We start from the raw sequence: 19,720 nt of genomic DNA, 5'->3' as shown, positions 1-19,720 counted from the left end.
GAACAGGGGCTGGCCCTGGGTCACACGGTCGCCGGGCTGGACGAGGACGCTGCGGACCACGCCCGGAACCTCGGCGGCGACGGCGATCAGCTCGGACTGGGGCTCGATGGTCCCGATGCCCGCGACGACCGAGGCGGAGGCGGCGCTGGGCGGCGTGGCGGGCGGGTCGGCGCGGGTGCGCTCGGGCCGGATCACGGCGGCGACGGCGAAGACCAGGCACCCGCCCGCGAGCACGGGCAGGACGAGGCGCGAAATCCGTTGGCGAAGATTAGTGGGCATGGAGTCCCTCCGGGAGTGTTCCAAGGCGGCTGTCTCCGACGATCCGGCCGTCTTCCATGGCGACGATCCGGTCGGCGTAGCGGTAGATGCGGTTGTCGTGGGTCACGACCAGGACGGCGCGGCCAGGGCCGGCGGCGGCCTCCTTCAGCAGCTCCATGACCTGGCGGCCGGTCTCAGCATCCAGCGCGGCGGTCGGTTCGTCACAGACGACGAGGTCGGGTTCGTGGACGATGGCGCGGGCGATGGCGACGCGTTGCTGCTGGCCGCCCGACAGCATGCGCGGCAGCTTGTCGGCATGCGGCCCCATGCCCAAAGTCTCGAGCACCGCGCGGGCCTTTTCCGCCGCCGTCTTCAGCGGCATGCCGTCAGCGACCAGCGCCATGGCGGCGTTCTCGGCGGCGGTCAGGGCAGGCAGGAGGTTGTACTGCTGGAAGATGAAGCCGATGCGCCGCCGGCGCAGGATCACCTTCTCGGAGTCTTTCATCCGGGTGATGACGTTGCCCATCACCTCCACGTCGCCGCCGGTGGGCTTGAGCGTGCCCGACAGGATGGACAGCAGGGTGGTCTTGCCGCAGCCGGAGGGGCCGACAAGCATGGTCAGCTCTCCGGACGCGACCTCCAGGTCGATGTCGAACAGGACCTGGGTCTTCAGGCCGTTGGAGCCGAAAGCCATTTCGATGTCGCGGGCGATCACGGCGCTCATGGCGATCAGCCCCGGAACACGATGGCGGGATCGACGCGGAACACCTTGGTCAGGCTGCCCAGCACCGAGATCAGGATGATGAGGAAGACCACCACGCCCGTGCCGACCAGCACCTGCCAGGGCAGATAGAAGCCCTCCAGCGCCGCCGTGCCCCGCACGAAGGTGAAGAAGGCGGCGGCCCCGCCCATGCCCAGCCCATAGCCGATCAGCCCGACCACGCCGGCCTGCAGCAGCACCATGCCGGTGATCTGGGCGTTGGTCGCGCCGATGGCCTTGAGCGCCCCGAACTGGCGCAGGTTCTCGATGACGAACAGGTAGAAGGTCTGGGCCGTGACCGCCGCGCCGACGATGAAGCCCAGCATCACCGTGATGCCGAAGTTCACCGGAATGCCCGTGCGGGTCAGATAGTACTGGACCGAGCGCCAGGCGAAGCTGTCCCAGGTCAGGGCCTGATAGCCGGTCTGTTCTACGATGCGTTCCGCCAGAGCCTTGTGATCCACGCCGTCTCGCGCGCGGACCAGGACGAAGGACATCTTGTTGCGCTGGGGCGGGGTGAAGCGGATCGCCTCCGAATAGCGGGCGTAGGCCAGGGGGAAGGTGATGAAGGAGGGCGCCGTGTTGGCGATGCCGGTCACCACCACGCGGCGATCGTTGATCTCGGCCTCGGTCCCGACCTTGGACAGGGGGTCGTCGTCGGGCCAGATGAGGGTCGCGCCTTCCTTGTCGAAGACGATGCTGTTGGGTTGACGAAGCGCCTCCAGATCGCCCGCCAGCCAGGTGCGCGGGGCGCCGACCAAGGTCTCGTCGTCGACGCCCAGGATGTTGATCTGGTTGATCAGCCCATCGCGGGTGCGGAAGATGGCGTTGCCCTTGAACAGGGGCGCGGCCCATTCGACGCCCTCGACCGAACGCACACGCCCCAGCGCGGCGTCTGGCATGGGCTCGACCTCGTCGACGTAGCGGACGCGCGGGTCCATGACCCAGATGTCGGCCTCGCGCACCTCCAGCACCTGGTTGGCGGTCCGGGTCATCAGGCCGATGAAGATCGAAACCTGCTGGCTCATCAACAGGGTGGCGAAGGCCACGCCGAACACCAGCGCCAGATATTTGGCGCTGTCGCCCAGCAGCATCTTGAGCGCGACATATCTCATCCTCGGAATCCTGTGATCCGTGGTTGGGGTTGCGCCGGGGCTGGCGCGTCGGGGTAAGCTGGGGTACTGTTCGAATAACAATACTGGTCGGTTCAGTATGTCAAGTGATGGAGTGATGACAATCGCCGACGGCCCTTCATCCCGGCGCGGGCGCCCCCGAGACGCCGCCAAGGACGAGGCGATCCTGATGGCGGCCGGCGACCTGTTCATGGACCGCGGCTATGAATCCGTCAGCCTCGACGCCGTGGCCCAGGCCGCCGGAGTGTCCAAGGCGACCATCTATGCCCGCTATGCCGACAAGGACGCCCTGTTCGCCGCCGTCCTCCGTCATGAGTGCGAAGGGGCCGTGTCGCCCGACAGCTTTCGGCCCGCCCCGGACGCGCCGGTGAGGGACACCCTGATCCTGCTGGCGAAACGCTTCATCGATCTGGTGACCGGGGAAAAGGCGATGCAGATGAACCGCATCCTCGTGGCAGAGACGAACCGGGCGCCCCGGATGGCCGAGCTGTTTTTCGAAACGGCCGTGCTGTCCTTGAAAGACCGGTTCGCCGCCTGGCTGGAAGAGGAGACCCTTCAGGGCCGCCTCAACGTCCGGGATCCGCATGGGGCCGCATGGCGGTATCTGGGCGGCGTCAAGGGCGAGGTGCACCTGAGAGCGTCGTTCGGCCTGCCGCCCGTCGAACCCGCCCGGCTCGAGGCCCATATCGAAAACGCCGCCGACGAATTCCTCCGGGCCCATCGGCCAAACGACTGAGGAAAAGCCCGGACGAGCGGCCTTGACGCCGCGCAGGCGAGCCTAGTCTAGACTGTATCTGTGGGGATTTCTGGGGGGAACATCTTGGCTTCGCCGCCCAAGATGTTGAAAGGAATGGTGGACGCGACAGGGATTGAACCTGTGACCCCTACGATGTCAACGTAGTGCTCTCCCGCTGAGCTACGCGTCCGCCGTGGCGGTTCCGGCCCCGCGAGAAGCGGCTCCGGAACGGGAAGGCGCGGTCTATAACCCGCAGGGGTCGCGGACCGCAAGGCCAATTCCGCAGTCCGTCCAGCGGCGTGCGACGGCCGCCGCCCGCGCGGTCGGTCCGCCTCCCTGATGGAATCGGCGCGCGACGAAATCCCGCCCGAAACCCGCACACAGCGCTTGCACCGTCCCGATTGAGCCGCTAGATACCCGCCCTCGCCGAAAGGCCTACGCACCCGTAGCTCAGCTGGATAGAGCACCAGACTACGAATCTGGGGGTCAGGAGTTCGAATCTCTTCGGGTGCGCCACTTTCCTTCCAGACATTGCGACGCCTTGCCCTGACCGGCGGTCTGGGGCATTGGCCTGACCCATGTCCGAGACTGAAACTTCCGCCTATTCCGGCCCGCGCCGCATCCTGTCCGGCATCCAGGCGTCCGGCGCCCTGCATCTGGGCAACTATCTGGGGGCGCTGAAGCGGTTCACGGCGCTGCAGGACACCGCCCCGACCTTCGTCTTCGTCGCCGACATGCACGCCATCACCGTCTGGCAGGACCCGGCCCTGCTGACCGCCCAGACGCGCGAGATCGCCGCCGCCTATCTGGCCTCGGGGCTGGACCCGAAGAAGACGGTGATCTTCCCCCAGTCGGCCGTACGCGCCCATGCCGAGCTGGCCTGGATCTTCAACTGCGTCGCCCGCCTCGGCTGGCTGGACCGGATGACCCAGTTCAAGGAGAAGTCGGGCAAGCACAAGGAACGGTCCTCGGTCGGCCTCTATACCTATCCGGTGCTCCAGGCGGCCGACATCCTGCTCTACAAGGCCACCGACGTGCCGGTCGGCGAGGACCAGAAACAGCATCTGGAACTGACCCGCGACATCGCCGCCAAGTTCAACAACGACTTCGCCGCCCCCGGCTACTTCCCCCTGCCCGATCCGGTGATCCAGGGGCCGGCGACGCGGGTCATGAGCCTGCGCGACGGGGCGGCCAAGATGTCCAAGTCCGATCCGTCGGACCAGTCGCGCATCAACCTGACCGACGACGCCGACACCATCGCGGCCAAGATCCGCAAGTCCAAGACCGACATGGGCGTCATGCCCGAACCCGGCGAGGCCCTCGACGACCGGCCTGAAGTCCGCAACCTGATCGCCATCTATGCCGCCCTGTCGGACACGACGCGCGAAGAGGTCACGGCCGAGTTCGCCGGTCAGGGTTTCGGCGCCTTCAAGCCGGCCCTCGCCGATCTGGCCGTCGAGGCCCTGGCCCCGGTCACCGCCGAGATGCGCCGGTTGATGGACGACCCGACCGAGATCGACCGCGTCCTGAAGGACGGCGCCCAACGCGCCGCCGCCGTGGCCGATCCCGTGGTGGACGAGGTCAAAAAGATCGTGGGCTTCTGGCGGGCCTGAACGGAGACACCGACATGAGCGCACACGGGGCCACAATCGAATGGAGCCGGGGCGACCAGCCCTTCACCGACAAACGCTACAGCCGGCTGCACCGCTGGAGCTTCGACGGCGGCCAGATCGTGCCGGGCTCATCTTCGCCCGCCGGGGTGCCGGTTCCCATGTCAGACCCCTCTGCCGTCGACCCGGAAGAGGCGATGATCGCCAGCCTGTCGAGCTGCCACATGCTGTGGTTCCTCGCCTTCGCGGCCGGCGCCGGATTGGTGGTTGATCGCTATGTCGATGCCGCCACGGGCGAGATGGGCCGGAACGAAGTGGGCCGCAGCTGGCTGGCGAAGGTGACGCTGAACCCCGTCACCACCTTCTCGGGCCGCCGCCCCGATCAGGCCGAACTCGACGCCCTGCATCACAAGGCGCACGAGCATTGCGACATGGCCAATTCGGTGAAGACCGATATCGTCGTGCAGGCGTCGTTCGGGGACTGAAGCCGGCGACGGCGATCAGGCGGCCGCCGCCTCCTCCTCGATCAGGGACCGGAACAGGGCGTGGGCGGCGATCATGCCGTCCGAGGTCGCCAGGGTGATGTTGGAGGCGGCGCGGGCCACGTCTCCGGCCGCGAAGACGCCCGGCTGGCTGGTCTGCTGCAGGGCGTCCACCTTGATCACCCGGCCCATGGGGGTGTCGTTCATCTCGCAGCCCAGGCTTTCCGCGAACCCGTTGGCGACGCGGATATGGGCGCCGACGAAGATGGCCTTCAGAGGGGTGAACCGCCCGTCCGCCAGCCGCGCCCCGGTCAGGGTCGGCGCCTCGCCCTCCAGCCGTTCGATGGGCGTCGGTTCGATCGTCACGCCGCGCCGATAAAGCAGGTGCGCCTCTTCCTGCGACAGGGGGAAGTCGGGATCGACAAACAGGGTCACATCGCCCCACTCGGCCACGATGGCGGCATACTGCACGGCATGTTCGCCGCGCCCGAGGACGCCGATCAGCCCGCCTCCGATCTCGTAGCCGTGACACCAGGGACAGTGCAGGGCTGTGCGTCCCCAGCGTTCCCTGACCCCCGGGATCTCCGGCGGCGTGTCCTCCACCCCGTGGGCAAGCACAAGGCGGCGCCCCTGCGTCTTCGTGCCGTCGGCGAAGGCGATGGAGAAGCCATGCTCGATCCGCTCGACGTCGACCGCCTCGGCCTGACGGAAGGCCACGGTCGGATAGGCGGCGACCTGGGCGCGGGCCGTGGCGGCGATCTCCGATCCCGGGCGGCCGTCATTGGCCAGGACGCCGTGGGCGCGGGCGGCGAAGCGATTCCTCGGCCGGCCGTCGTCGATGATCAGCACCCGCCGCCGCGCCCGCGCCAGCTGCAGGGCGGCCGACAATCCGGCGTAAGAGCCGCCGATGATGACGGCGTCATGAGGCATGGGGGCGTCGCCTGTGGGCATGGGCAGTATCTCTCTTCGGGTGGAGGGCCATCCGGCGCGAGAAGTCCGCCGCCAGATCGGCCAGGGTGATGGCGTTCAGCCGCGCCTCCAGCAGGGCGCGCGCCTGGGCGTAGGTGTCAGACAGGGCGTCATTGACCGCCGCCTCGACCAGACAGCCCTCGGCCTCGACCGGCGGCGCGTCCGGGATCAGGCCGGTTCCTCCCAGGGCGTCATGCACCTGGCCCAGGGTCACCTGATCCAGCGGGCGGGCCAGTCGCCAGCCGCCGCCGTGGCCCTTCTCCGACGAGACCAGCCCCTGTTCGCGCAGGCCCGCCATGGTGCGGCGCACGACCACCGGGTTGGTCGACAGGCACAGGGCCAGCTGGTCCGAGGTCATGGGTTCGCCCGTGCGCGCCTCATGGTCCGCCATGTGGAGCAGGGCGTGGAGGATGTTGGAGAGCCGGCTGTCGCGCTTCATGTAACTTCAATTGTTACGTGATGGGCCGCCTGTCAAGACCCGCAGGATGGGAGGGCTCAGGTCGATCAGATGTGAGGGGCGGCGTCGGTCAGGAAGGCCTGAAAACGCCGCAGGGATTCCTCGGTCAGGGCCGCATCGTGGCGCATGGGACCATTGTTGGTCGGCTCGTCGAAGGCGTGGGTGCCGTCGGCGATCCAGCTTTCGACGTCCGCGCCGCAGTTGCGGATCATGGCGTTGACGACCTCGGCGTTGCGGACGGTCGTCAGGTGATCTCGCCGCGCCGTCAGGGCCAGGACCTTCGGACAATGCCGCCAGGGCTTCATCCGGTTCGGGGCGAACAGACCGATATAGGGATAGGCCAGCCAGGCCGCCTTGACCCCCGACAGATCGACCGAGGCCGGATCCGCCACCCCGAAGGTGCCGGGACGCGGGTCGCCGCTCATCATCTCCATCATGGCCCAGCCGCCATGGCTCCAGCCGGCCAGGGCCAGGGTGGAGGCGTCCACGTCGGGTCGGGCCGAGACGCCCTGGATCGCCGCCAGCACGTCGCCCGCCCGCTCGTAGCCGCGCAGGGCGACGCCCGTGCAGACAGCCGCCAGGGTGAAGGTCCGGGCCCAGCCGCGCGGGGCGTAGGAATCGACGATGAAGGCCCGCCACCCTGCCGCCTTCGCCGCCTCGGCGTAGCGCGGCAGATGGGCCCGCATTCCGCCGCAGCCGTGGAACAGCAGCACGGCCGGGCGCGGCCGGTCATCCTCGGGTCCGACGACGACCGTCGCCGGTTTCAGCCAGTCCCAGCGTTGGGTGATCGTCTGCATGAAGGTCCGGTCTCACGCCCTGGAGGGGTGGAACACCCGCTACACGCGCGGGCCGCGCGGCTCAATGTCCGGCGCCGGAAGACGACCGCCCGCGCCAGACGCCGCCGTCAGTTCCTGGCGGCCTCGGCGCCCGAGGTCACGGCCTGACCGGCGGCCTTCACGTCGCGACCGACGCCGGCGACGGTGTTGCAGGCCGAGACCGTCATGGCGGCGGTGATCAGGGAGAGAACGACGATCTTGCGCATGCCAGCGCTCCTCTGAGATTGAACCTGAGCCGTAACGACAAGCGTGGCCATACGGTTGCATGGCCAAGTCGCCCGCGCCTCTGCTAGGTCAGCGGCATGACCCAGACCGCACAGATTCCGGCCGGACAGGCCCCGTCCGGCCGCACCGCCGCCCAGCGCCTCGTCGATGTCCTCGTCGCCAATGACGTCAGCCACGTCTTCTGCGTGCCGGGCGAGAGCTATCTGGCCGTGCTGGACGCCCTGGGCGACGTGGCCGACCGCATCAAGGTCATCACCTGCCGCCACGAAGCGGGCGCCGCCAACATGGCCGAGGCCTATGGCAAGCTGACCGGCAAGCCGGGGATCTGCATGGTCACGCGCGGGCCGGGCGCGACCCACGCCTCGATCGGGGTTCACACCGCGCATCAGGATTCGACCCCGATGATCCTGTTCGTCGGCCAGATCGCCGTCACCGACCGGGGCCGGGGCGCGTTTCAGGAGGTCGATTACCGCGAGGTCTTCGGCGGCCTGGCCAAATGGGCGACGGAGCTGGAGAGCGGCGAACGCACCACCGAGGTTCTGGAACGCGCCTTCGCCACCGCGCTTCAGGGGCGCATGGGGCCGGTGGTCGTCGCCCTGCCCGAGGACGTGCTGATCGCCGACGGCGGGCCGCCGCCGGTGCGCCCGGTGGTCCCCGCCCGTGCGGCGCTGGACCCCGCCGTCGCCGCCGAGATCGAACGCCGTCTGGCCGCCGCCGAACGCCCCCTGCTGGTGCTGGGCGGGTCCGGATGGACCGACGAGGCCACGACCGCCATCGGTGACTGGGCCGAGCGGCTGGGCCTGCCCGTCGCCCTGTCCTTCCGGCGCAAGGACCTGATCTCCAACGACCGGCCCAACTATGTCGGGGACCTGGGTCTCGGCCCCAATCCGAAGCTGCTGCAGCGGGTGCGCGACGCGGACCTGATCCTGACCATCGGCGCCCGCCTCGGCGAAAACCCGACCCAGGGCTATACCCTGCTGGATCGCGACCGCACGGCAGAGACCCTGATCCACATCCATCCCGGACCGGAAGAGGTCGGCCGCGTCTGGGCGCCCCTGATCGGCGCGACGGCCGACAATTCGCTGGCGGCCATCGCCCTGTCGAAGCTGGCGCCGGGTCGGACCTGGAGCGATCAGGCGGCGGCCGGCCATGCCGACTTCGTCGCCTTCAACAGCCGGGTCGAGGTGACGGGCGATGTGAACATGAGCGAGGTCATCGCCCACATCGACGCGGTCACGCCCGAGGATGTCGTCTTCACCAACGGCGCCGGCAACTACGCCGCCTGGCTGCACCGCTTCGTGCGCCATCGCGCCCGGCGCACCCAGCTGGCCCCGACCTCGGGCGCCATGGGTTACGGCTATCCCGCCGCCGTGGCCGCCAAGGTCATCCAGCCCGAGCGCGAAGTCATCTGCATCGCCGGGGACGGCGAGTATCTGATGACCGGCCAGGAGCTGGCCACCGCCGTCCAGTACGGGATCGCCACCCTGACCGTCATCGTCGACAACGGCACCTACGGCACCATCCGCATGCATCAGGAGCGGTACTATCCGAACCGGGTGGTGGCCACGGACCTGAAGAACCCCGACTTCGTCAAATACGCCGAAGCCTTCGGCGCCTTCGGTGTGCGCTGCGAGCGGACGGAGGACTTCCTCGCCGCCTTCGAGGCGGCCCGGGTGGCGACCCGGGCGGGCCAGCCGGCCATCGTCCACCTGATCACCTCGCCCGAGGACATCGCGCCGGGCCGGACCCTGACCCAGTTGCGCGGCGGATAGGTCGCGGCCTTTCGCCTTGCACCGGACAGGCGGCCGGGGAAAGGTGCAGCCCTGTTCCGTATTTGGGGGTTCCATGCGCCGTATCCTGATCTCGTCCGCCGCCGTCCTGGCATTGACCGCCGTTGATCTTCCCGCCACGGCCCAGAGCGCCCCGGCTGCGGCCCCCGCCGCCGCGCCGGCCGAAACCGAGGACGCGCGGCTGAACGCCTTCTTCGAGCGCGCCTTCCAGGCCCGCATCGCGCTGAGCCCGCAGCAGATGACCTCCCTGGGGCTGAAGACCGACTACGACAAGCTGGACGACGTGTCCGACGCCGCCGCCGCCCGCAGCCTGGCCCTGCAGGAGGCGCAACTGGCCGAGATGAAGGCGAGCTTCGATCCGGCCAAGCTGGGTCCGCAGGCGAAACTGTCCTGGCGGATGTTCGAATACGGGGTGGATCAGGCCCGTCTGTCGAACCGCTGGCGCGACTGGGGCTTCCAGTTCGCGGCCAACGGCAATCCGACGACCTCCCTGCCCGTCTTCATGATCAACAACCACCGGGTCTCCAGCGTATCGGACGCCGAGGCCTATGTGGCCCGCCTGACCGAAACCGAACGCTATATGGGGCAGGTGGCGACGACCCTGAGGGCGCGGGCGGAGGCCGGGGTGGTCTCGCCCCGCTTCGTCTTCCAGCCCTCGATCGAGAACACCCGCGCGGTCATCACCGGCGCGCCCTTCGACGGCGGGGCCGACAATCCGGTCTGGGCGGACTTCCAGAAGAAGGTCGGGTCGCTCGACACGGATCAGGCGACGAAGGACCGGCTGCTGAGCGAGGGGCGCGCCGCCCTGACGGGCCCGTTCAAGCGCGGTTTCGACGGGGTGCTGACCGCCCTGGCCGAGGTCCAGACCAAGGCGGACAGCGACGGCGGCGTCTGGCGGTTGCCCGAGGGCGAGGCCTATTACAACGCCCGGCTCCAGCTCTCGACCACGACCGACCTGACCGCCGACCAGATCCACCAGATCGGTCTGGACGAGGTCGCCCGCATCCAGCGCGAGATGGAGACGATCAAGACCAAGGTGGGCTTCACCGGCTCGCTCCAGGACTTCTTCGCCTTCCTCAAGACCGATCCGCGCTTCCAGTATCCGAACACGCCGGAGGGCAAGGAGCAGTATCTGTCCGACGCCCGCACCTTCATCGCCCAGGTGATGGCGGTGGCGCCGCAGTGGTTCTCCAACCTGCCCAAGGCCGCGCTGGAGGTTCGCGCCGTCGAGCCCTTCCGCGAGGCGACGGCCTCCATCGCCTTCTACAACTCGCCGGCCCCCGACGGTTCGCGACCCGGCATCTACTATGTGAACCTGTCGGACATGACCCAGGTGCTGAAGCCCCAGATCGAGGGCATCAGCTATCACGAGGGCGCGCCCGGCCACCATTTCCAGATCGCCTATGCGCAGGAGATCGAGGGCCTGCCGCGCTTCCGCCGCTTCGGCGGCTACGGCGCCTACGCCGAGGGCTGGGGGCTCTACGCCGAACAGCTGGGCAAGGAGATGGGCTTCTATCAGGACCCCTATTCCGACTTCGGCCGGCTCTCGACCGAGCTGTGGCGGGCGGTGCGTCTGGTCACCGACACCGGCCTGCACGCCAAGCGCTGGAGCCGGGAACAGGCGATGGACTATTTCCGCCAGAACTCCCTGCTGTCGGAGCGCGACATCCAGAAGGAGGTCGAGCGCTACATCACCAACCCCGGCCAGGCGACCAGCTACAAGATCGGCGAGTTGAAGATCGAGGAACTCCGAGCCCGCGCCGAGGCCGCCCTGGGCGACCGGTTCGACATCAAGGACTACCACGCCGTCGTCCTGGGCTCAGGCTCGGTCCCGCTCGACGTGCTGGAGGATCAGGTCGACGCCTGGATCGCGGCGGGCGGCGGGGCGCCGGCGACCTGAACGGGCGGCGATCGGGCGGGGCGGAGTCGGATTTCTTCGACTTTCTGGTGTATGAGCCGCCGCCATGCCCTTTTCCGTCTCCGTTCTGACCATGTTCCCCGAGGCCTTTCCGGGGCCGCTCGGCGTGTCGCTGATCGGCACGGCCTGGCGCGAGAAGGGTCTGTGGAGCCTGGATACGGTTGACAGTCGGGCCTTTTCCACAGATACGCGCGGCTTCCTGGTCGACACCCCTGCGGGTGGCGGCCCGGGAGCTGTGCTTAAGGCGGACGTGGTGGCCCGGGCGGTGGATAGCCTGTCGGGACCGCAGCGGCCGCTTTTGTACATGAGCGCCCGGGGTCGGCCCCTGACCCAGGCGCGCGTCAAGGAATGGGCCAAGGCGGACGGGATCGTCGTGCTTTGCGGCCGTTTCGAGGGGGTGGACCAGCGGGTGCTCGACGCCCGGGGGTTCGAGGAGGTCTCCGTTGGGGACGCGGTGCTCGCCGGCGGCGAGGCGGCGGCCATGGTGGCGATCGAGGCTTGCGTAAGACTGATCCCCGGGGTGCTCGGCTCAGGCGAAAGCCTGTCGTCCGAGAGTTTCGAGGACGGGCTTCTGGAGCATCCGCAGTACACGCGACCGCGGACGTTCGAAGGGCTCGACATTCCCGACGTGCTTCTGTCGGGCGATCACAGGAAGATCGCCCAGTGGCGGGAGGCGCAGCGGGAAGAGACCACGCGGGAACGGCGTCCGGACCTCTGGGCCGCGCATCTCGCAAACCAGCCTGCGGAGGTCTCCTCCGCCAATTCACAGCTAAAGGGCGCAAAAGCCCGAGGAGAATAGAGACATGTCCAACATCCTTCAGACGCTCGAAGCCGAAGAAAAAGCCCGCCTGATCGAGACCCGTTCGATCCCCGACTTCCAGCCCGGCGACACCCTGCGCGTCATGGTCAAGATCAAGGAAGGCGAGCGCGAGCGCGTTCAGGCCTTCGAAGGCGTCTGCATCGCCCGTGACGGCGGCAGCGTCAACGAGACCTTCACCGTCCGCAAGATCTCGTTCGGCGAAGGCGTCGAGCGCAAATTCCCCATTCTGTCGCCGAACATCGAGTCCATCGAAGTGAAGCGCCGCGGCGTCGTGCGTCGCGCCAAGCTCTACTACCTGCGCGACCGTCGCGGTAAGTCGGCCCGGATCGCCGAGCGCCAGACCGTCCGTCCGGCCAAGGGCGTCCAGGTGCCGGTCACCGGAACCGCCGAGGCCCCCGGCGAAGAAGACTGAGCCTTCCTCCCGACCCAGACAAAAAGGCCCCGGACGATGTCCGGGGCCTTTTCAATTCCGGGCCTGCTGACCACCGAGTTCAGCTCGGGAACAGCGGTGAATCGGCATCCCGGCGGCTGTCCAGACTGCGTCTCAGGTCGTGGACGTCCTCGCGTTCAATGTGGAGGACGGCGTGGAGGCGGCGAATGACCTCGCGCGTGGTCGCCGCCAGTTTCGGATCGGCCAGAGCCGCCTCGTACTTCCGGTCCAGCGCCGCCTCGCCGTCGTCGGCGGCATGGGCCAGACCCGCCTCGTCGCCGAGCAGGGCGTGGCGCGCATCCATCACCGCCCTCTGGGCCTTGGCCAGGATGGAGCCCCCCGCATCGGGATGACCGCCGAGGCTGATGATGGCCGTTTCCAGCGTCTTGACCATCTCGCGGCGCTCGTCCGCCAGACTGGAGAACAGGTCGCGATGACCCTCGCTGTCGCTATCGCTCGTCACGCGCGCCAGCCGGTCGGCGCTGTCGGCCGTCGCGCTCAGCAGGGTGTTAAGCACATGGATGTCGTGCTTGTTGGCGCTGCGGTTCGCCGTGGCGTCGGGCGACGCTGCGGAAACCGGATTGATGACGCCGCCGTGGTCGTCGGGCATGGAAACCTCCATCACTACGCCCCTCTCAACGGCCACGCTGACCTTAGGTTGCGGCGAGATCGGGACCGCGAAATCAAAGCTTCGTGCGCAACGACCACAGTTCGGGGAAGCAGCGCTTCTCCAGCGTGGTCATCAGATAGGCGGCCCCCTCGGTGCCGCCGGTGCCGGGGCGGCGGCCGATGATCCGCTCGATGGTCACCACATGCTTGTGACGCCAGGTCAGCAGGGCGTCGTCCAGATCGACCAGCTTCTCGGCCAGCTGGTAGAAGGTCCACCACCGCTCGGTGTCGCGATAGACCTCCAACCAGGCCGCCTCGACGCCGGGCGAGGGCTGGTAGGGCCGGCTGACGTCGCGCTCCAGCACCTCGGCCGGAATCGGCAGGCCGGCTTTGGCCATCTGGTGCAGGGCGTCGTCATAGAGGCTGGGGGCCTCGATCGCCGCCCGAAGCGCCGCATGGGCCTCGGGCCGGTCCTCCTGGAACTTCAGGAAACGCGCGTCCTTGAGCCCCAGCATGGCCTCGAACCGGCGGAACTGGTCGCTCTGGAAGCCGGAACTCGTCCCCAGCACCGCGCGGAACCGCAGATAGTCGGCCGGGGTCATGGTGGCCAGGATGTCCCAGCTCTGGGTCATCACCGCCTGGATGCGGCTGACCCGCGCCAGGGACTTGTAGGAGGCGGCCAGATCGCCGGCCCGCACCAGAGTCTGGGACAAAGCCACCTCGTGCAGGATCTGCTTGAGCCACAACTCCTTGGTCTGATGGATGACGACGAACAGCATCTCGTCGTGCTGGTCGCTGACCGGGTGCTGGGCGGACAGCAGGCGATCAAGGCCCAGATAGCGGGCATAGGTCATGGGGGCGTCGGTCATGGGGTTCTATCGCCCCGAACCGTCCCTGCGCGCAACTATCCGACCAGAACGGGTCGGCCTCCAGACGCCGCGCCCGCGCCGGGACAGGTCACGTCGTGAACCACCACATCCGCCTCGCCGAGCCGAACGCCCGCCAGATCCAGCACGGTGTCCAGCACCCCGTCGAGCACGGGCGCCACCGGGGTCAGCAGCAGGCCCAGGGCCCGCACCAGATCACCCAGCCCCAGCCCGAGCCCCAGGACGTGGACATCGACCTGCATCCGCCGGACCAGGCTGGCGACGATCCCCTGGGTCAGACCGGTGGCGTGGACGGAGCGTATCCGTTTCGCGGCGATGTCGTCGGCTGAAAACGTTAGGGGCGTGAAGCTTGTGTCGGCCGCCTCGATCTTCGATGTCGCTGTGATCCGCACCACGCCGAGCACGGACAGCAGGGTGGCGGGCGAGGGCGCCAGCGGACGCTTGAAGTCGTTCAGACGCCCCTCGTCGATCGTCCCGATCGCAGCCGAGGCCAGTCCGGGCCGGACCTCGATCACGACACGCGGTCCGGCGTCGCAGTCGATGGTCTTCAGGCGGGCCTCCGACGCCGCCAGTTCGACGAGGATAGGCAGGTCCACCTGGGCCAAGCCGGACAGTTTCTGGGCCGTTCGCGCCTTCAGATAGACGCGGGTCTGGGCGGTGCGGATGACCGGCTCGGCGCGACTGCTGACCGTCATCCAGGGCGAGTGGTTGGGCCGTTCGCCGATGGCCACCAGAGCCTGAACGTCCGCCAGTCCGGTCCGGGCGCCGAGGTTCAGCCGGACCTGCCGATCGCCGCCGGTCTCCAGCAGAGCCATGACCAGGTCCTGGACCGAGACCTGGGCGTCCAGCGCATCGGCCACGCCGCGCGCCGAGGCCGCGTCCACCCCGACCACACGGCCCAGCCGCACTTTCACGCCGAGGGCCGCGTGCGAGAGTTTGGACAGGGCGCTGTCGGCGTCGCCGCCCGCCACCCGCTCCAGCACCTTCAGGGCGCGGCCGGCGTCCAGATCGTGGGTCAGAAGCGCGTCATAGTCGCCCGCCTCAAGGTTCGCATCGACCGCCAGGGCGTCGAACCAGGTCAACAGGTTCACGTCCGCCGCCGCCAGGGCGTTGTAGTCCATGACATTCAGGGACACCGAACTTCCCGTCAGACCCGACAACAGCTGGTTGGCCAGTCCGCCGTCCAGGGCCGCCAACCGCGATCCGATCGAAAACATCGCGCGTGGCGTCCGGCTCGCCGCCGCCGCTGTGGCGCTGCGCGTCAGCCGCACCGTGTCCCGCCCCAGGACAAGACGGCCGAAATAGATCGGGGCGGCGTCGGACAGCGTGACCTGCACCGCGTCAGGGTCGGCGTCCCCGGGGGTGAAGCGCTCTGCGGGCCGGAGCGAGGCGTCCGCCACATAACGCCCCCGAACGATGCGGCTCTCGACCGTTTCGCCGAGATTGGCGACCGCCGTCGCTCGTCCCGCCGGCGCCGCCCGCTCGAGGTCCGCTGCGGCCGCCATCGCCGCCAGGTCGGCCGCCCCCTGCAGCTTGCGTGCATGCAGGGCCAGGGAGCCCAGATCGACGGCCAGGGCGACGAAGGCGCAGATCAGTCCGCCGGACACCGCAGCGATCACAGCGACCCCGCCTCGACGGTCCCCTGAAAACCTTCCGACGCCCCCACGCATCGGCACGGCTCAGTATCCGCCGGTCCGAACCACCGCCGAGCGGGCGATGGTCGCCGGGGGTTTGGGCAGGGGGCCCGCCAGCAGGATCAGGGGGTGGTCGCGAACGTCGTAGGCGATCCTGACCCTGAGCGACTGACTGTCGCGGGTCACGGTGACGGTCGCCAGCCGGGGGTCCAGACCCACGACCTGTCCGGCCTGGTCGGCGACGAAACCCTCGGCCAGTCGCCGCTGCTCGGCCTCGTCCAGCCCGCCGAGGGCCGCCCTCGCGCTCTCGGACGCCAGCGACTGCACCGACTGCGCCAGCCAGAACCAGCCGCCATAGACGACGATGGCCAGCAGCAGGCCGATGAAGAGGGGCGCCACCAGAGCGAACTCCACGGCGGCGACGCCCGCGCGCGCCTTAGACTCGGCCATATTTGAAATACGATTTTGCATTCTTTATCGCCTTTCAATGGCGATAATCAGCCCGAGCTGTTAAAGAAGTCTTGGCGACCCGCGCTCGGATCTGCGGGCTGGACGCGAATGTGAAACATCGTATCGCGGCCGGTCCTGTCGCAATCGTGTCGCGATCCACAGCCAAGCTGCGGTCTGGATTTCCGAGGAGAACAGACATGGGGCTTCTGGACAGCGTCACTAGCGCACTTGGCGAACAGGCGGGCGGCGGTCTTGCGGACCTGCTGAAGGGTCAGGGCGGCGTTGGCGGTCTGGTCGAGAAATTCGGCGCCAACGGCCTGGGCGACGTCGCCGCCTCCTGGGTGGGCAAGGGCGGCAACCTGCCGATCTCGCCGGAACAGATCGCTGCCGTCATCGGCCACGGCCCGATCGCGGATTTCGCCAAATCGGTCGGGATTTCGCCGGAACAGGCGGCCGAGACTATCTCGGGCCTGCTGCCCGAAGCCATCGACCGGCTGACGCCGGGCGGCGAGGTGGCGGGCGGAGACGACCTGCTGGGTCAGCTCACCGGCGCTCTGCCGGGCGGGCTCGGCGACATGATCGGCGGCTTCCTCAAGAAGTAGTCGATCGCGCTAGGCGGCGTCGGGATAGTCGACGCCGGTCAGATACAGGCCTGCGGACGGGGCGACCGGTCCGCAGGCCTTTCTGTCTCTGGCTTCGAGCGCCGCCGCGACGTCATCGGGCGTCCAGCGGCCAAGGCCGACCTCGACCAGGGTCCCGGTCATCGACCGGACCTGACGATGCAGGAAGGCCCGCGCCTCGAAGACCAGATGCACCTCGGCGCCCACGCCCTCGACCCGCGCCACATCCAGCGTCCGCATCGGCGACTTCGCCTGACAGGCCAGGTCGCGGAAGGTGGTGAAGTCGTGATGGCCCAGCAGCCTGTCCGCCCCCGCCTGCATGGCCTTGATGTCCAGCGGCCGCTTCACATGCCAGACCTGACCGTCCAGCAGGGCCGGCGGACCGGGACGGTTGAGGATGCGATAGAGGTATTTCCGTCCTTCGGCCGAAAAGCGCGCATGCCAGTCGTCGGGCGCGACGGCCGCGTCCAGCACGCTGACCGCCTCGTTCAGCAGATGGGCGTTCAGGGCGTTCATCACCGTGGCGGCCGGCCAGTCCCGCTCCAGATCGACATGGACGACCTGGGCGGTGGCGTGAACGCCGGAATCGGTGCGGCCGGCGGCGACGATGCGGACGGACTGACCGCAGAAGGCCGTGATCGCCGTCTCCAGCGCGCCTTGCACGGTCGGCTGGCCGTCCTGGGCCTGGAAGCCGTTGTAGGGGCCGCCGTCGTATTCGATGGTCAGGCGATATCGGGGCATCAGCCCAGCACGGTCCCGGCCGGGATGGGCAGGCCGTTCAGCATCTCGGCGGCGGGCTGGGCGGCGCGGCCCTCGCGCTGGACCCGGATCAGACGGACGGCCCCGGATCGGCAAGCGACGGTCAGGGCGTCGTCGAGCGCCGCGCCCGGCGTCCCCTCGCCCTCGGCCACGGCCGACATCAGCACCTTGATCCGGCCGCCGTCCGGGCCGGTGAACCAGGCGCCGGGGACGGGCGACAGACCCCGGATATGGGCGTCCACCTCGGCGGCCGGACGGGTCCAGTCGATGCGGGCCTCGGCGGGGGTGATTTTCCTGGCATAGGTCGGCTCGCCGGTCTGGGGCGTCTCGGTCACCCCGCCGCGTTCGATGGCGGCGAGCGCCCGGGTCCAGAGGGTGGCGCCGGTGACCGACATCCGCTCCGACAGGCTGGCGGCGGTGTCGTCCGGGCGGATGTCCAGAACCTCGCTGAGGAGGATGGCGCCCTCGTCCAGACCCTCGGTCATGCGCATGATCTGGACGCCGGTCCGGGCGTCGCCCGCCATGATCGCCCGCTGGATCGGCGCGGCGCCCCGCCAGCGTGGCAGAAGCGAGCCGTGCAGGTTGAAACAGCCCAGGCGCGGCGCCTCCAGCACCTCGGCCTTCAGGATCTGGCCATAGGCGACCACGCAGGCGGCATCCAGATCCAGCGACTGGAATACCTCAATGGCGTCGGCGGCCTTCATCGTTTCCGGCGTGAACACCGGCAGGCCCATGGACTCGGCGAAGGCGTGCACCGGCGACGGCGTCAGCTTCTGGCCGCGCCCCTTGGGCCGCGGCGGCTGGGAATAGACGGCGACGATCTCGTGCCCCGAGGCGATCAGTTCGGCCAGGGACGGCACGGCGAACTCGGGCGTGCCCATGAAGGCCAAGCGCATGGAAGTCCTCTCGAAGGCTCAGACAGGCGCTCAACGCCGCCGATATGCGATGCACAACGCCCGATCCTCGGGTCAAGCCCGAGGATGACGAAGTTAGGGTTATGCGCTCAAGTCGTGAGCGACCGCGTCGCGAACATAGCGCGGCGCGAAGCGCTTTCCGCTAGGAAGGATCGTACCAGCGCGAGGCGACGCCGCCGCCCTCGTCCCACTCGCCGCCCGCGTCGAGCGCCGTGTCGAAATCGAGCAGCCGGTCGATGATCAGACCCGCGATCAGCCCGACAAGGGTGATGCCGACGACGGTGCCGACGCTGCCGATGCCGATCTTCTCGGCCCGGGTCAGGCGGCGGCGGCCCGTGGGATCAATGATGGTGGTCTTGCGGTGACGGGCACGGGACATCAGGCGTCCTCTCTCAGGCGCATGGTCTTCTTGACCTTGGTCACCGCCCGGTCGCGGCGCAGACGCGACAGGTGGTCGATGAACAGGACGCCGTTCAGGTGGTCGAGCTCATGCTGGAAACAGACGGCGTAGAGGCCCTCGATCTCCTCCTCGATCCGCTCGCCCTCGCGGTTCAGATAGGCGACGCGGACGCGGGCCGGACGTTCGACCTCGTCATAGTATTCGGGAATGGAGAGGCAGCCCTCCTCGTAGCAAAACTGCTCGTCGGAGGCCCACAGCACCTCGGGATTGGCGAAGAAGCGCGGATTGGGCCGACGCGCGGCCTCTTCCTCGGAAGCGGGCTCGCCGCCCGCCTCGCCGTCCGGAGCGGGACCGTCGCCCAGATCCATGACCACGACCCGAAGCAGATCGCCGATCTGGACCGCCGCCAGACCGATGCCGGGCGCGGCGTACATGGTGTCCAGCATGTCGTCCATCAGGGCGCGGACGCTGTCGTCCACGGCCTCGACCGGGGTCGAGACCCGCTTCAGGATCGCCAGATCGGCGGCGTTGTCGATGGTGAGGATGCGCTTGACGGCCATCCCCGTCAGGTAGGCCGCGAGGCCCTCCGGGTCAAGATTTCCGACCTTCGGGGCCGGTCACGCCTGATCCGGAAGCGGACGAGGTTTGCGGTCAGGCCCGATGGCCACATAGGTGAAGACCCCTTCGGTCACCCGGCTGATGTCGTGGCCAGAACGCGGCCGCTTCCAGGCCTCGACATGGACCCGGACAGAGGTCCGCCCGACGCGCAGGACGTTGGCGTAGAGCGACACCTCGTCCCCGACCTGGACCGGCTGGTGGAACACCATGGCGTCCACCGCGACGGTGGCGCAGCGACCGTGGGCCAGATCGAAGGCCGGAGAGGCGCCCGCGAGGTCCATCTGGGCCAGCAGCCATCCCCCGAAGATGTCGCCCTCGGGATTGGTGTCGGCCGGCATGGCGATGACCCGGCCGACCAGTTGGCCGGACGGAGCGGAAAGCGGGGTCTCTGGCGTATCGGTCATG

Annotated in this window: 24 protein-coding genes and 2 tRNA genes; 9 read left to right on the top strand and 17 right to left on the bottom strand. The window is 68.7% G+C overall.

Annotated features, from left to right (window positions below):
- The 3 genes from ACT6QK_RS07345 to ACT6QK_RS07335 form a co-directional block, all read right to left on the bottom strand.
- A partial coding sequence (locus ACT6QK_RS07345; RefSeq protein ID WP_444597166.1) for a hypothetical protein occupies positions 1 to 279 on the bottom strand: 279 nt, incomplete at its 3' end.
- Entirely contained in the window at positions 269 to 982 is a 714-nt protein-coding gene (locus ACT6QK_RS07340; RefSeq protein WP_444597165.1) for an ABC transporter ATP-binding protein, read from the bottom strand. The genes ACT6QK_RS07340 and ACT6QK_RS07345, both read right to left, overlap by 11 nt.
- Before the next feature lie 5 nt (positions 983 to 987).
- Positions 988 to 2,133 carry an ABC transporter permease gene (locus ACT6QK_RS07335; protein ID WP_444597164.1) on the bottom strand — a complete coding sequence of 382 codons (1,146 nt, stop codon included), beginning with the start codon at positions 2,131 to 2,133 and terminating at the stop codon, positions 988 to 990.
- 115 nt (positions 2,134 to 2,248) lie between these two features.
- On the opposite strand from ACT6QK_RS07335, the gene ACT6QK_RS07330 reads away from it, so the two are divergent.
- The gene (locus ACT6QK_RS07330; protein WP_444597163.1) at positions 2,249 to 2,887 is read left to right on the top strand and encodes a TetR/AcrR family transcriptional regulator; all 639 of its coding nucleotides are present in this window, start codon (positions 2,249 to 2,251) and stop codon (positions 2,885 to 2,887) included.
- A gap of 115 nt (positions 2,888 to 3,002) precedes the next feature.
- On the opposite strand, the gene ACT6QK_RS07325 is transcribed toward ACT6QK_RS07330, so the two are convergent.
- Positions 3,003 to 3,077: transfer RNA gene (locus ACT6QK_RS07325), tRNA-Val, on the bottom strand.
- A gap of 249 nt (positions 3,078 to 3,326) precedes the next feature.
- Between ACT6QK_RS07325 and ACT6QK_RS07320 the strand changes: the two genes are divergently transcribed.
- From ACT6QK_RS07320 to ACT6QK_RS07310, 3 genes are all read left to right on the top strand, one after another.
- Positions 3,327 to 3,403: transfer RNA gene (locus ACT6QK_RS07320), tRNA-Arg, on the top strand.
- A 62-nt stretch (positions 3,404 to 3,465) separates the two neighbouring features.
- On the top strand, positions 3,466 to 4,500 hold the full coding sequence (trpS, locus tag ACT6QK_RS07315) for a tryptophan--tRNA ligase (protein ID WP_444597162.1): 1,035 nt from the start codon (positions 3,466 to 3,468) through the stop codon (positions 4,498 to 4,500).
- A 14-nt stretch (positions 4,501 to 4,514) separates the two neighbouring features.
- Positions 4,515 to 4,982 (top strand): OsmC family protein, encoded by a 468-nt coding sequence (locus tag ACT6QK_RS07310; protein WP_444597161.1) that lies wholly within the window; start codon positions 4,515 to 4,517, stop codon positions 4,980 to 4,982.
- 15 nt (positions 4,983 to 4,997) lie between these two features.
- Here ACT6QK_RS07310 and ACT6QK_RS07305 read toward each other — a convergent pair whose 3' ends face one another.
- The 4 genes from ACT6QK_RS07305 to ACT6QK_RS07290 all read right to left on the bottom strand — a co-directional run bounded on the left by ACT6QK_RS07305 (position 4,998) and on the right by ACT6QK_RS07290 (position 7,447).
- Positions 4,998 to 5,930 (bottom strand): NAD(P)/FAD-dependent oxidoreductase, encoded by a 933-nt coding sequence (locus ACT6QK_RS07305; protein ID WP_444597160.1) that lies wholly within the window; start codon positions 5,928 to 5,930, stop codon positions 4,998 to 5,000.
- Positions 5,899 to 6,387: an Rrf2 family transcriptional regulator gene (locus ACT6QK_RS07300; RefSeq protein ID WP_444597159.1), complete on the bottom strand. Its 489-nt coding sequence runs from the start codon at positions 6,385 to 6,387 to the stop codon at positions 5,899 to 5,901. The genes ACT6QK_RS07305 and ACT6QK_RS07300 overlap by 32 nt, the downstream gene beginning before the upstream one ends.
- A 65-nt stretch (positions 6,388 to 6,452) precedes the next feature.
- Positions 6,453 to 7,202, bottom strand: a complete 750-nt coding sequence (locus ACT6QK_RS07295) for a dienelactone hydrolase family protein (RefSeq protein WP_444597158.1) — start codon at positions 7,200 to 7,202, stop codon at positions 6,453 to 6,455.
- Positions 7,203 to 7,309: 107 nt separating this feature from the next.
- Positions 7,310 to 7,447, bottom strand: coding sequence for an entericidin A/B family lipoprotein (locus tag ACT6QK_RS07290; protein WP_444597157.1), 138 nt, complete (start codon positions 7,445 to 7,447; stop codon positions 7,310 to 7,312).
- A 96-nt stretch (positions 7,448 to 7,543) separates the two neighbouring features.
- On the opposite strand from ACT6QK_RS07290, the gene ACT6QK_RS07285 reads away from it, so the two are divergent.
- From ACT6QK_RS07285 to rplS, 4 genes are all read left to right on the top strand, one after another.
- Positions 7,544 to 9,238 carry a thiamine pyrophosphate-binding protein gene (locus ACT6QK_RS07285; protein ID WP_444597156.1) on the top strand — a complete coding sequence of 565 codons (1,695 nt, stop codon included), beginning with the start codon at positions 7,544 to 7,546 and terminating at the stop codon, positions 9,236 to 9,238.
- A 73-nt stretch (positions 9,239 to 9,311) separates the two neighbouring features.
- Positions 9,312 to 11,156 carry a DUF885 domain-containing protein gene (locus ACT6QK_RS07280; RefSeq protein WP_444597155.1) on the top strand — a complete coding sequence of 615 codons (1,845 nt, stop codon included), beginning with the start codon at positions 9,312 to 9,314 and terminating at the stop codon, positions 11,154 to 11,156.
- A 64-nt stretch (positions 11,157 to 11,220) separates the two neighbouring features.
- Positions 11,221 to 11,973: a tRNA (guanosine(37)-N1)-methyltransferase TrmD gene (gene trmD / locus ACT6QK_RS07275; protein WP_444597154.1), complete on the top strand. Its 753-nt coding sequence runs from the start codon at positions 11,221 to 11,223 to the stop codon at positions 11,971 to 11,973.
- A 4-nt stretch (positions 11,974 to 11,977) separates the two neighbouring features.
- The gene (gene rplS / locus ACT6QK_RS07270) at positions 11,978 to 12,406 is read left to right on the top strand and encodes a 50S ribosomal protein L19 (protein ID WP_444597153.1); all 429 of its coding nucleotides are present in this window, start codon (positions 11,978 to 11,980) and stop codon (positions 12,404 to 12,406) included.
- 79 nt (positions 12,407 to 12,485) lie between these two features.
- Here rplS and ACT6QK_RS07265 read toward each other — a convergent pair whose 3' ends face one another.
- The 4 genes from ACT6QK_RS07265 to ACT6QK_RS07250 all read right to left on the bottom strand — a co-directional run bounded on the left by ACT6QK_RS07265 (position 12,486) and on the right by ACT6QK_RS07250 (position 16,004).
- Positions 12,486 to 13,034, bottom strand: a complete 549-nt coding sequence (locus ACT6QK_RS07265) for a PA2169 family four-helix-bundle protein (protein WP_444597152.1) — start codon at positions 13,032 to 13,034, stop codon at positions 12,486 to 12,488.
- Positions 13,035 to 13,107: 73 nt separating this feature from the next.
- Positions 13,108 to 13,902 carry a tryptophan 2,3-dioxygenase gene (locus ACT6QK_RS07260; RefSeq protein WP_444597151.1) on the bottom strand — a complete coding sequence of 265 codons (795 nt, stop codon included), beginning with the start codon at positions 13,900 to 13,902 and terminating at the stop codon, positions 13,108 to 13,110.
- A 35-nt stretch (positions 13,903 to 13,937) separates the two neighbouring features.
- Positions 13,938 to 15,539, bottom strand: coding sequence for a TadG family pilus assembly protein (locus ACT6QK_RS07255; RefSeq protein WP_444597150.1), 1,602 nt, complete (start codon positions 15,537 to 15,539; stop codon positions 13,938 to 13,940).
- A gap of 60 nt (positions 15,540 to 15,599) precedes the next feature.
- On the bottom strand, positions 15,600 to 16,004 hold the full coding sequence (locus ACT6QK_RS07250) for a TadE/TadG family type IV pilus assembly protein (RefSeq protein ID WP_444597149.1): 405 nt from the start codon (positions 16,002 to 16,004) through the stop codon (positions 15,600 to 15,602).
- A 197-nt stretch (positions 16,005 to 16,201) separates the two neighbouring features.
- Here ACT6QK_RS07250 and ACT6QK_RS07245 point away from each other — a divergent pair, with 197 nt between their 5' ends.
- The gene (locus ACT6QK_RS07245) at positions 16,202 to 16,606 is read left to right on the top strand and encodes a YidB family protein (RefSeq protein ID WP_444597148.1); all 405 of its coding nucleotides are present in this window, start codon (positions 16,202 to 16,204) and stop codon (positions 16,604 to 16,606) included.
- Positions 16,607 to 16,615: 9 nt separating this feature from the next.
- Here the strand turns inward: ACT6QK_RS07245 and truA are convergent, their stop codons facing one another.
- The 5 genes from truA to ACT6QK_RS07220 all read right to left on the bottom strand — a co-directional run bounded on the left by truA (position 16,616) and on the right by ACT6QK_RS07220 (position 19,719).
- On the bottom strand, positions 16,616 to 17,365 hold the full coding sequence (gene truA, locus ACT6QK_RS07240; RefSeq protein ID WP_444597147.1) for a tRNA pseudouridine(38-40) synthase TruA: 750 nt from the start codon (positions 17,363 to 17,365) through the stop codon (positions 16,616 to 16,618).
- Positions 17,365 to 18,279, bottom strand: a complete 915-nt coding sequence (gene fmt / locus ACT6QK_RS07235; protein ID WP_444597146.1) for a methionyl-tRNA formyltransferase — start codon at positions 18,277 to 18,279, stop codon at positions 17,365 to 17,367. The genes truA and fmt overlap by 1 nt, the downstream gene beginning before the upstream one ends.
- Positions 18,280 to 18,439: 160 nt before the next feature.
- Positions 18,440 to 18,676 (bottom strand): hypothetical protein, encoded by a 237-nt coding sequence (locus ACT6QK_RS07230; RefSeq protein ID WP_444597145.1) that lies wholly within the window; start codon positions 18,674 to 18,676, stop codon positions 18,440 to 18,442.
- Positions 18,676 to 19,257: a peptide deformylase gene (locus ACT6QK_RS07225; protein ID WP_444597144.1), complete on the bottom strand. Its 582-nt coding sequence runs from the start codon at positions 19,255 to 19,257 to the stop codon at positions 18,676 to 18,678. The genes ACT6QK_RS07230 and ACT6QK_RS07225 overlap by 1 nt, the downstream gene beginning before the upstream one ends.
- Positions 19,258 to 19,314: 57 nt before the next feature.
- The gene (locus ACT6QK_RS07220) at positions 19,315 to 19,719 is read right to left on the bottom strand and encodes an acyl-CoA thioesterase (RefSeq protein ID WP_444597143.1); all 405 of its coding nucleotides are present in this window, start codon (positions 19,717 to 19,719) and stop codon (positions 19,315 to 19,317) included.
- Between the last annotated feature and the right edge of the window lies 1 nt (position 19,720).

The organism is Brevundimonas sp. (assembly GCF_052436175.1).
Lineage (GTDB): Bacteria > Pseudomonadota > Alphaproteobacteria > Caulobacterales > Caulobacteraceae > Brevundimonas.
The sequence above is the reverse complement of the archived record's forward strand: the minus strand, read 5'-3'. Positions and strand labels throughout refer to the sequence as shown.

Excerpts from the sequence above, each read along its gene's own strand:
- ACT6QK_RS07340 (WP_444597165.1), bottom strand. The coding sequence starts at position 982 with ATGAGCGCCGTGATCGCCCGCGACATCGAAATGGCTTTCGGCTCCAAC.
- ACT6QK_RS07335 (WP_444597164.1), bottom strand. The coding sequence starts at position 2,133 with ATGAGATATGTCGCGCTCAAGATGCTGCTGGGCGACAGCGCCAAATAT.
- ACT6QK_RS07330 (WP_444597163.1), top strand. The coding sequence starts at position 2,249 with ATGACAATCGCCGACGGCCCTTCATCCCGGCGCGGGCGCCCCCGAGAC.
- trpS (WP_444597162.1), top strand. The coding sequence starts at position 3,466 with ATGTCCGAGACTGAAACTTCCGCCTATTCCGGCCCGCGCCGCATCCTG.
- ACT6QK_RS07310 (WP_444597161.1), top strand. The coding sequence starts at position 4,515 with ATGAGCGCACACGGGGCCACAATCGAATGGAGCCGGGGCGACCAGCCC.
- ACT6QK_RS07305 (WP_444597160.1), bottom strand. The coding sequence starts at position 5,930 with ATGCCCACAGGCGACGCCCCCATGCCTCATGACGCCGTCATCATCGGC.
- ACT6QK_RS07300 (WP_444597159.1), bottom strand. The coding sequence starts at position 6,387 with ATGAAGCGCGACAGCCGGCTCTCCAACATCCTCCACGCCCTGCTCCAC.
- ACT6QK_RS07295 (WP_444597158.1), bottom strand. The coding sequence starts at position 7,202 with ATGCAGACGATCACCCAACGCTGGGACTGGCTGAAACCGGCGACGGTC.
- ACT6QK_RS07290 (WP_444597157.1), bottom strand. The coding sequence starts at position 7,447 with ATGCGCAAGATCGTCGTTCTCTCCCTGATCACCGCCGCCATGACGGTC.
- ACT6QK_RS07285 (WP_444597156.1), top strand. The coding sequence starts at position 7,544 with ATGACCCAGACCGCACAGATTCCGGCCGGACAGGCCCCGTCCGGCCGC.
- ACT6QK_RS07280 (WP_444597155.1), top strand. The coding sequence starts at position 9,312 with ATGCGCCGTATCCTGATCTCGTCCGCCGCCGTCCTGGCATTGACCGCC.
- trmD (WP_444597154.1), top strand. The coding sequence starts at position 11,221 with ATGCCCTTTTCCGTCTCCGTTCTGACCATGTTCCCCGAGGCCTTTCCG.
- rplS (WP_444597153.1), top strand. The coding sequence starts at position 11,978 with ATGTCCAACATCCTTCAGACGCTCGAAGCCGAAGAAAAAGCCCGCCTG.
- ACT6QK_RS07265 (WP_444597152.1), bottom strand. The coding sequence starts at position 13,034 with ATGCCCGACGACCACGGCGGCGTCATCAATCCGGTTTCCGCAGCGTCG.
- ACT6QK_RS07260 (WP_444597151.1), bottom strand. The coding sequence starts at position 13,902 with ATGACCGACGCCCCCATGACCTATGCCCGCTATCTGGGCCTTGATCGC.
- ACT6QK_RS07250 (WP_444597149.1), bottom strand. The coding sequence starts at position 16,004 with ATGGCCGAGTCTAAGGCGCGCGCGGGCGTCGCCGCCGTGGAGTTCGCT.
- ACT6QK_RS07245 (WP_444597148.1), top strand. The coding sequence starts at position 16,202 with ATGGGGCTTCTGGACAGCGTCACTAGCGCACTTGGCGAACAGGCGGGC.
- truA (WP_444597147.1), bottom strand. The coding sequence starts at position 17,365 with ATGCCCCGATATCGCCTGACCATCGAATACGACGGCGGCCCCTACAAC.
- fmt (WP_444597146.1), bottom strand. The coding sequence starts at position 18,279 with ATGCGCTTGGCCTTCATGGGCACGCCCGAGTTCGCCGTGCCGTCCCTG.
- ACT6QK_RS07230 (WP_444597145.1), bottom strand. The coding sequence starts at position 18,676 with ATGTCCCGTGCCCGTCACCGCAAGACCACCATCATTGATCCCACGGGC.
- ACT6QK_RS07225 (WP_444597144.1), bottom strand. The coding sequence starts at position 19,257 with ATGGCCGTCAAGCGCATCCTCACCATCGACAACGCCGCCGATCTGGCG.
- ACT6QK_RS07220 (WP_444597143.1), bottom strand. The coding sequence starts at position 19,719 with ATGACCGATACGCCAGAGACCCCGCTTTCCGCTCCGTCCGGCCAACTG.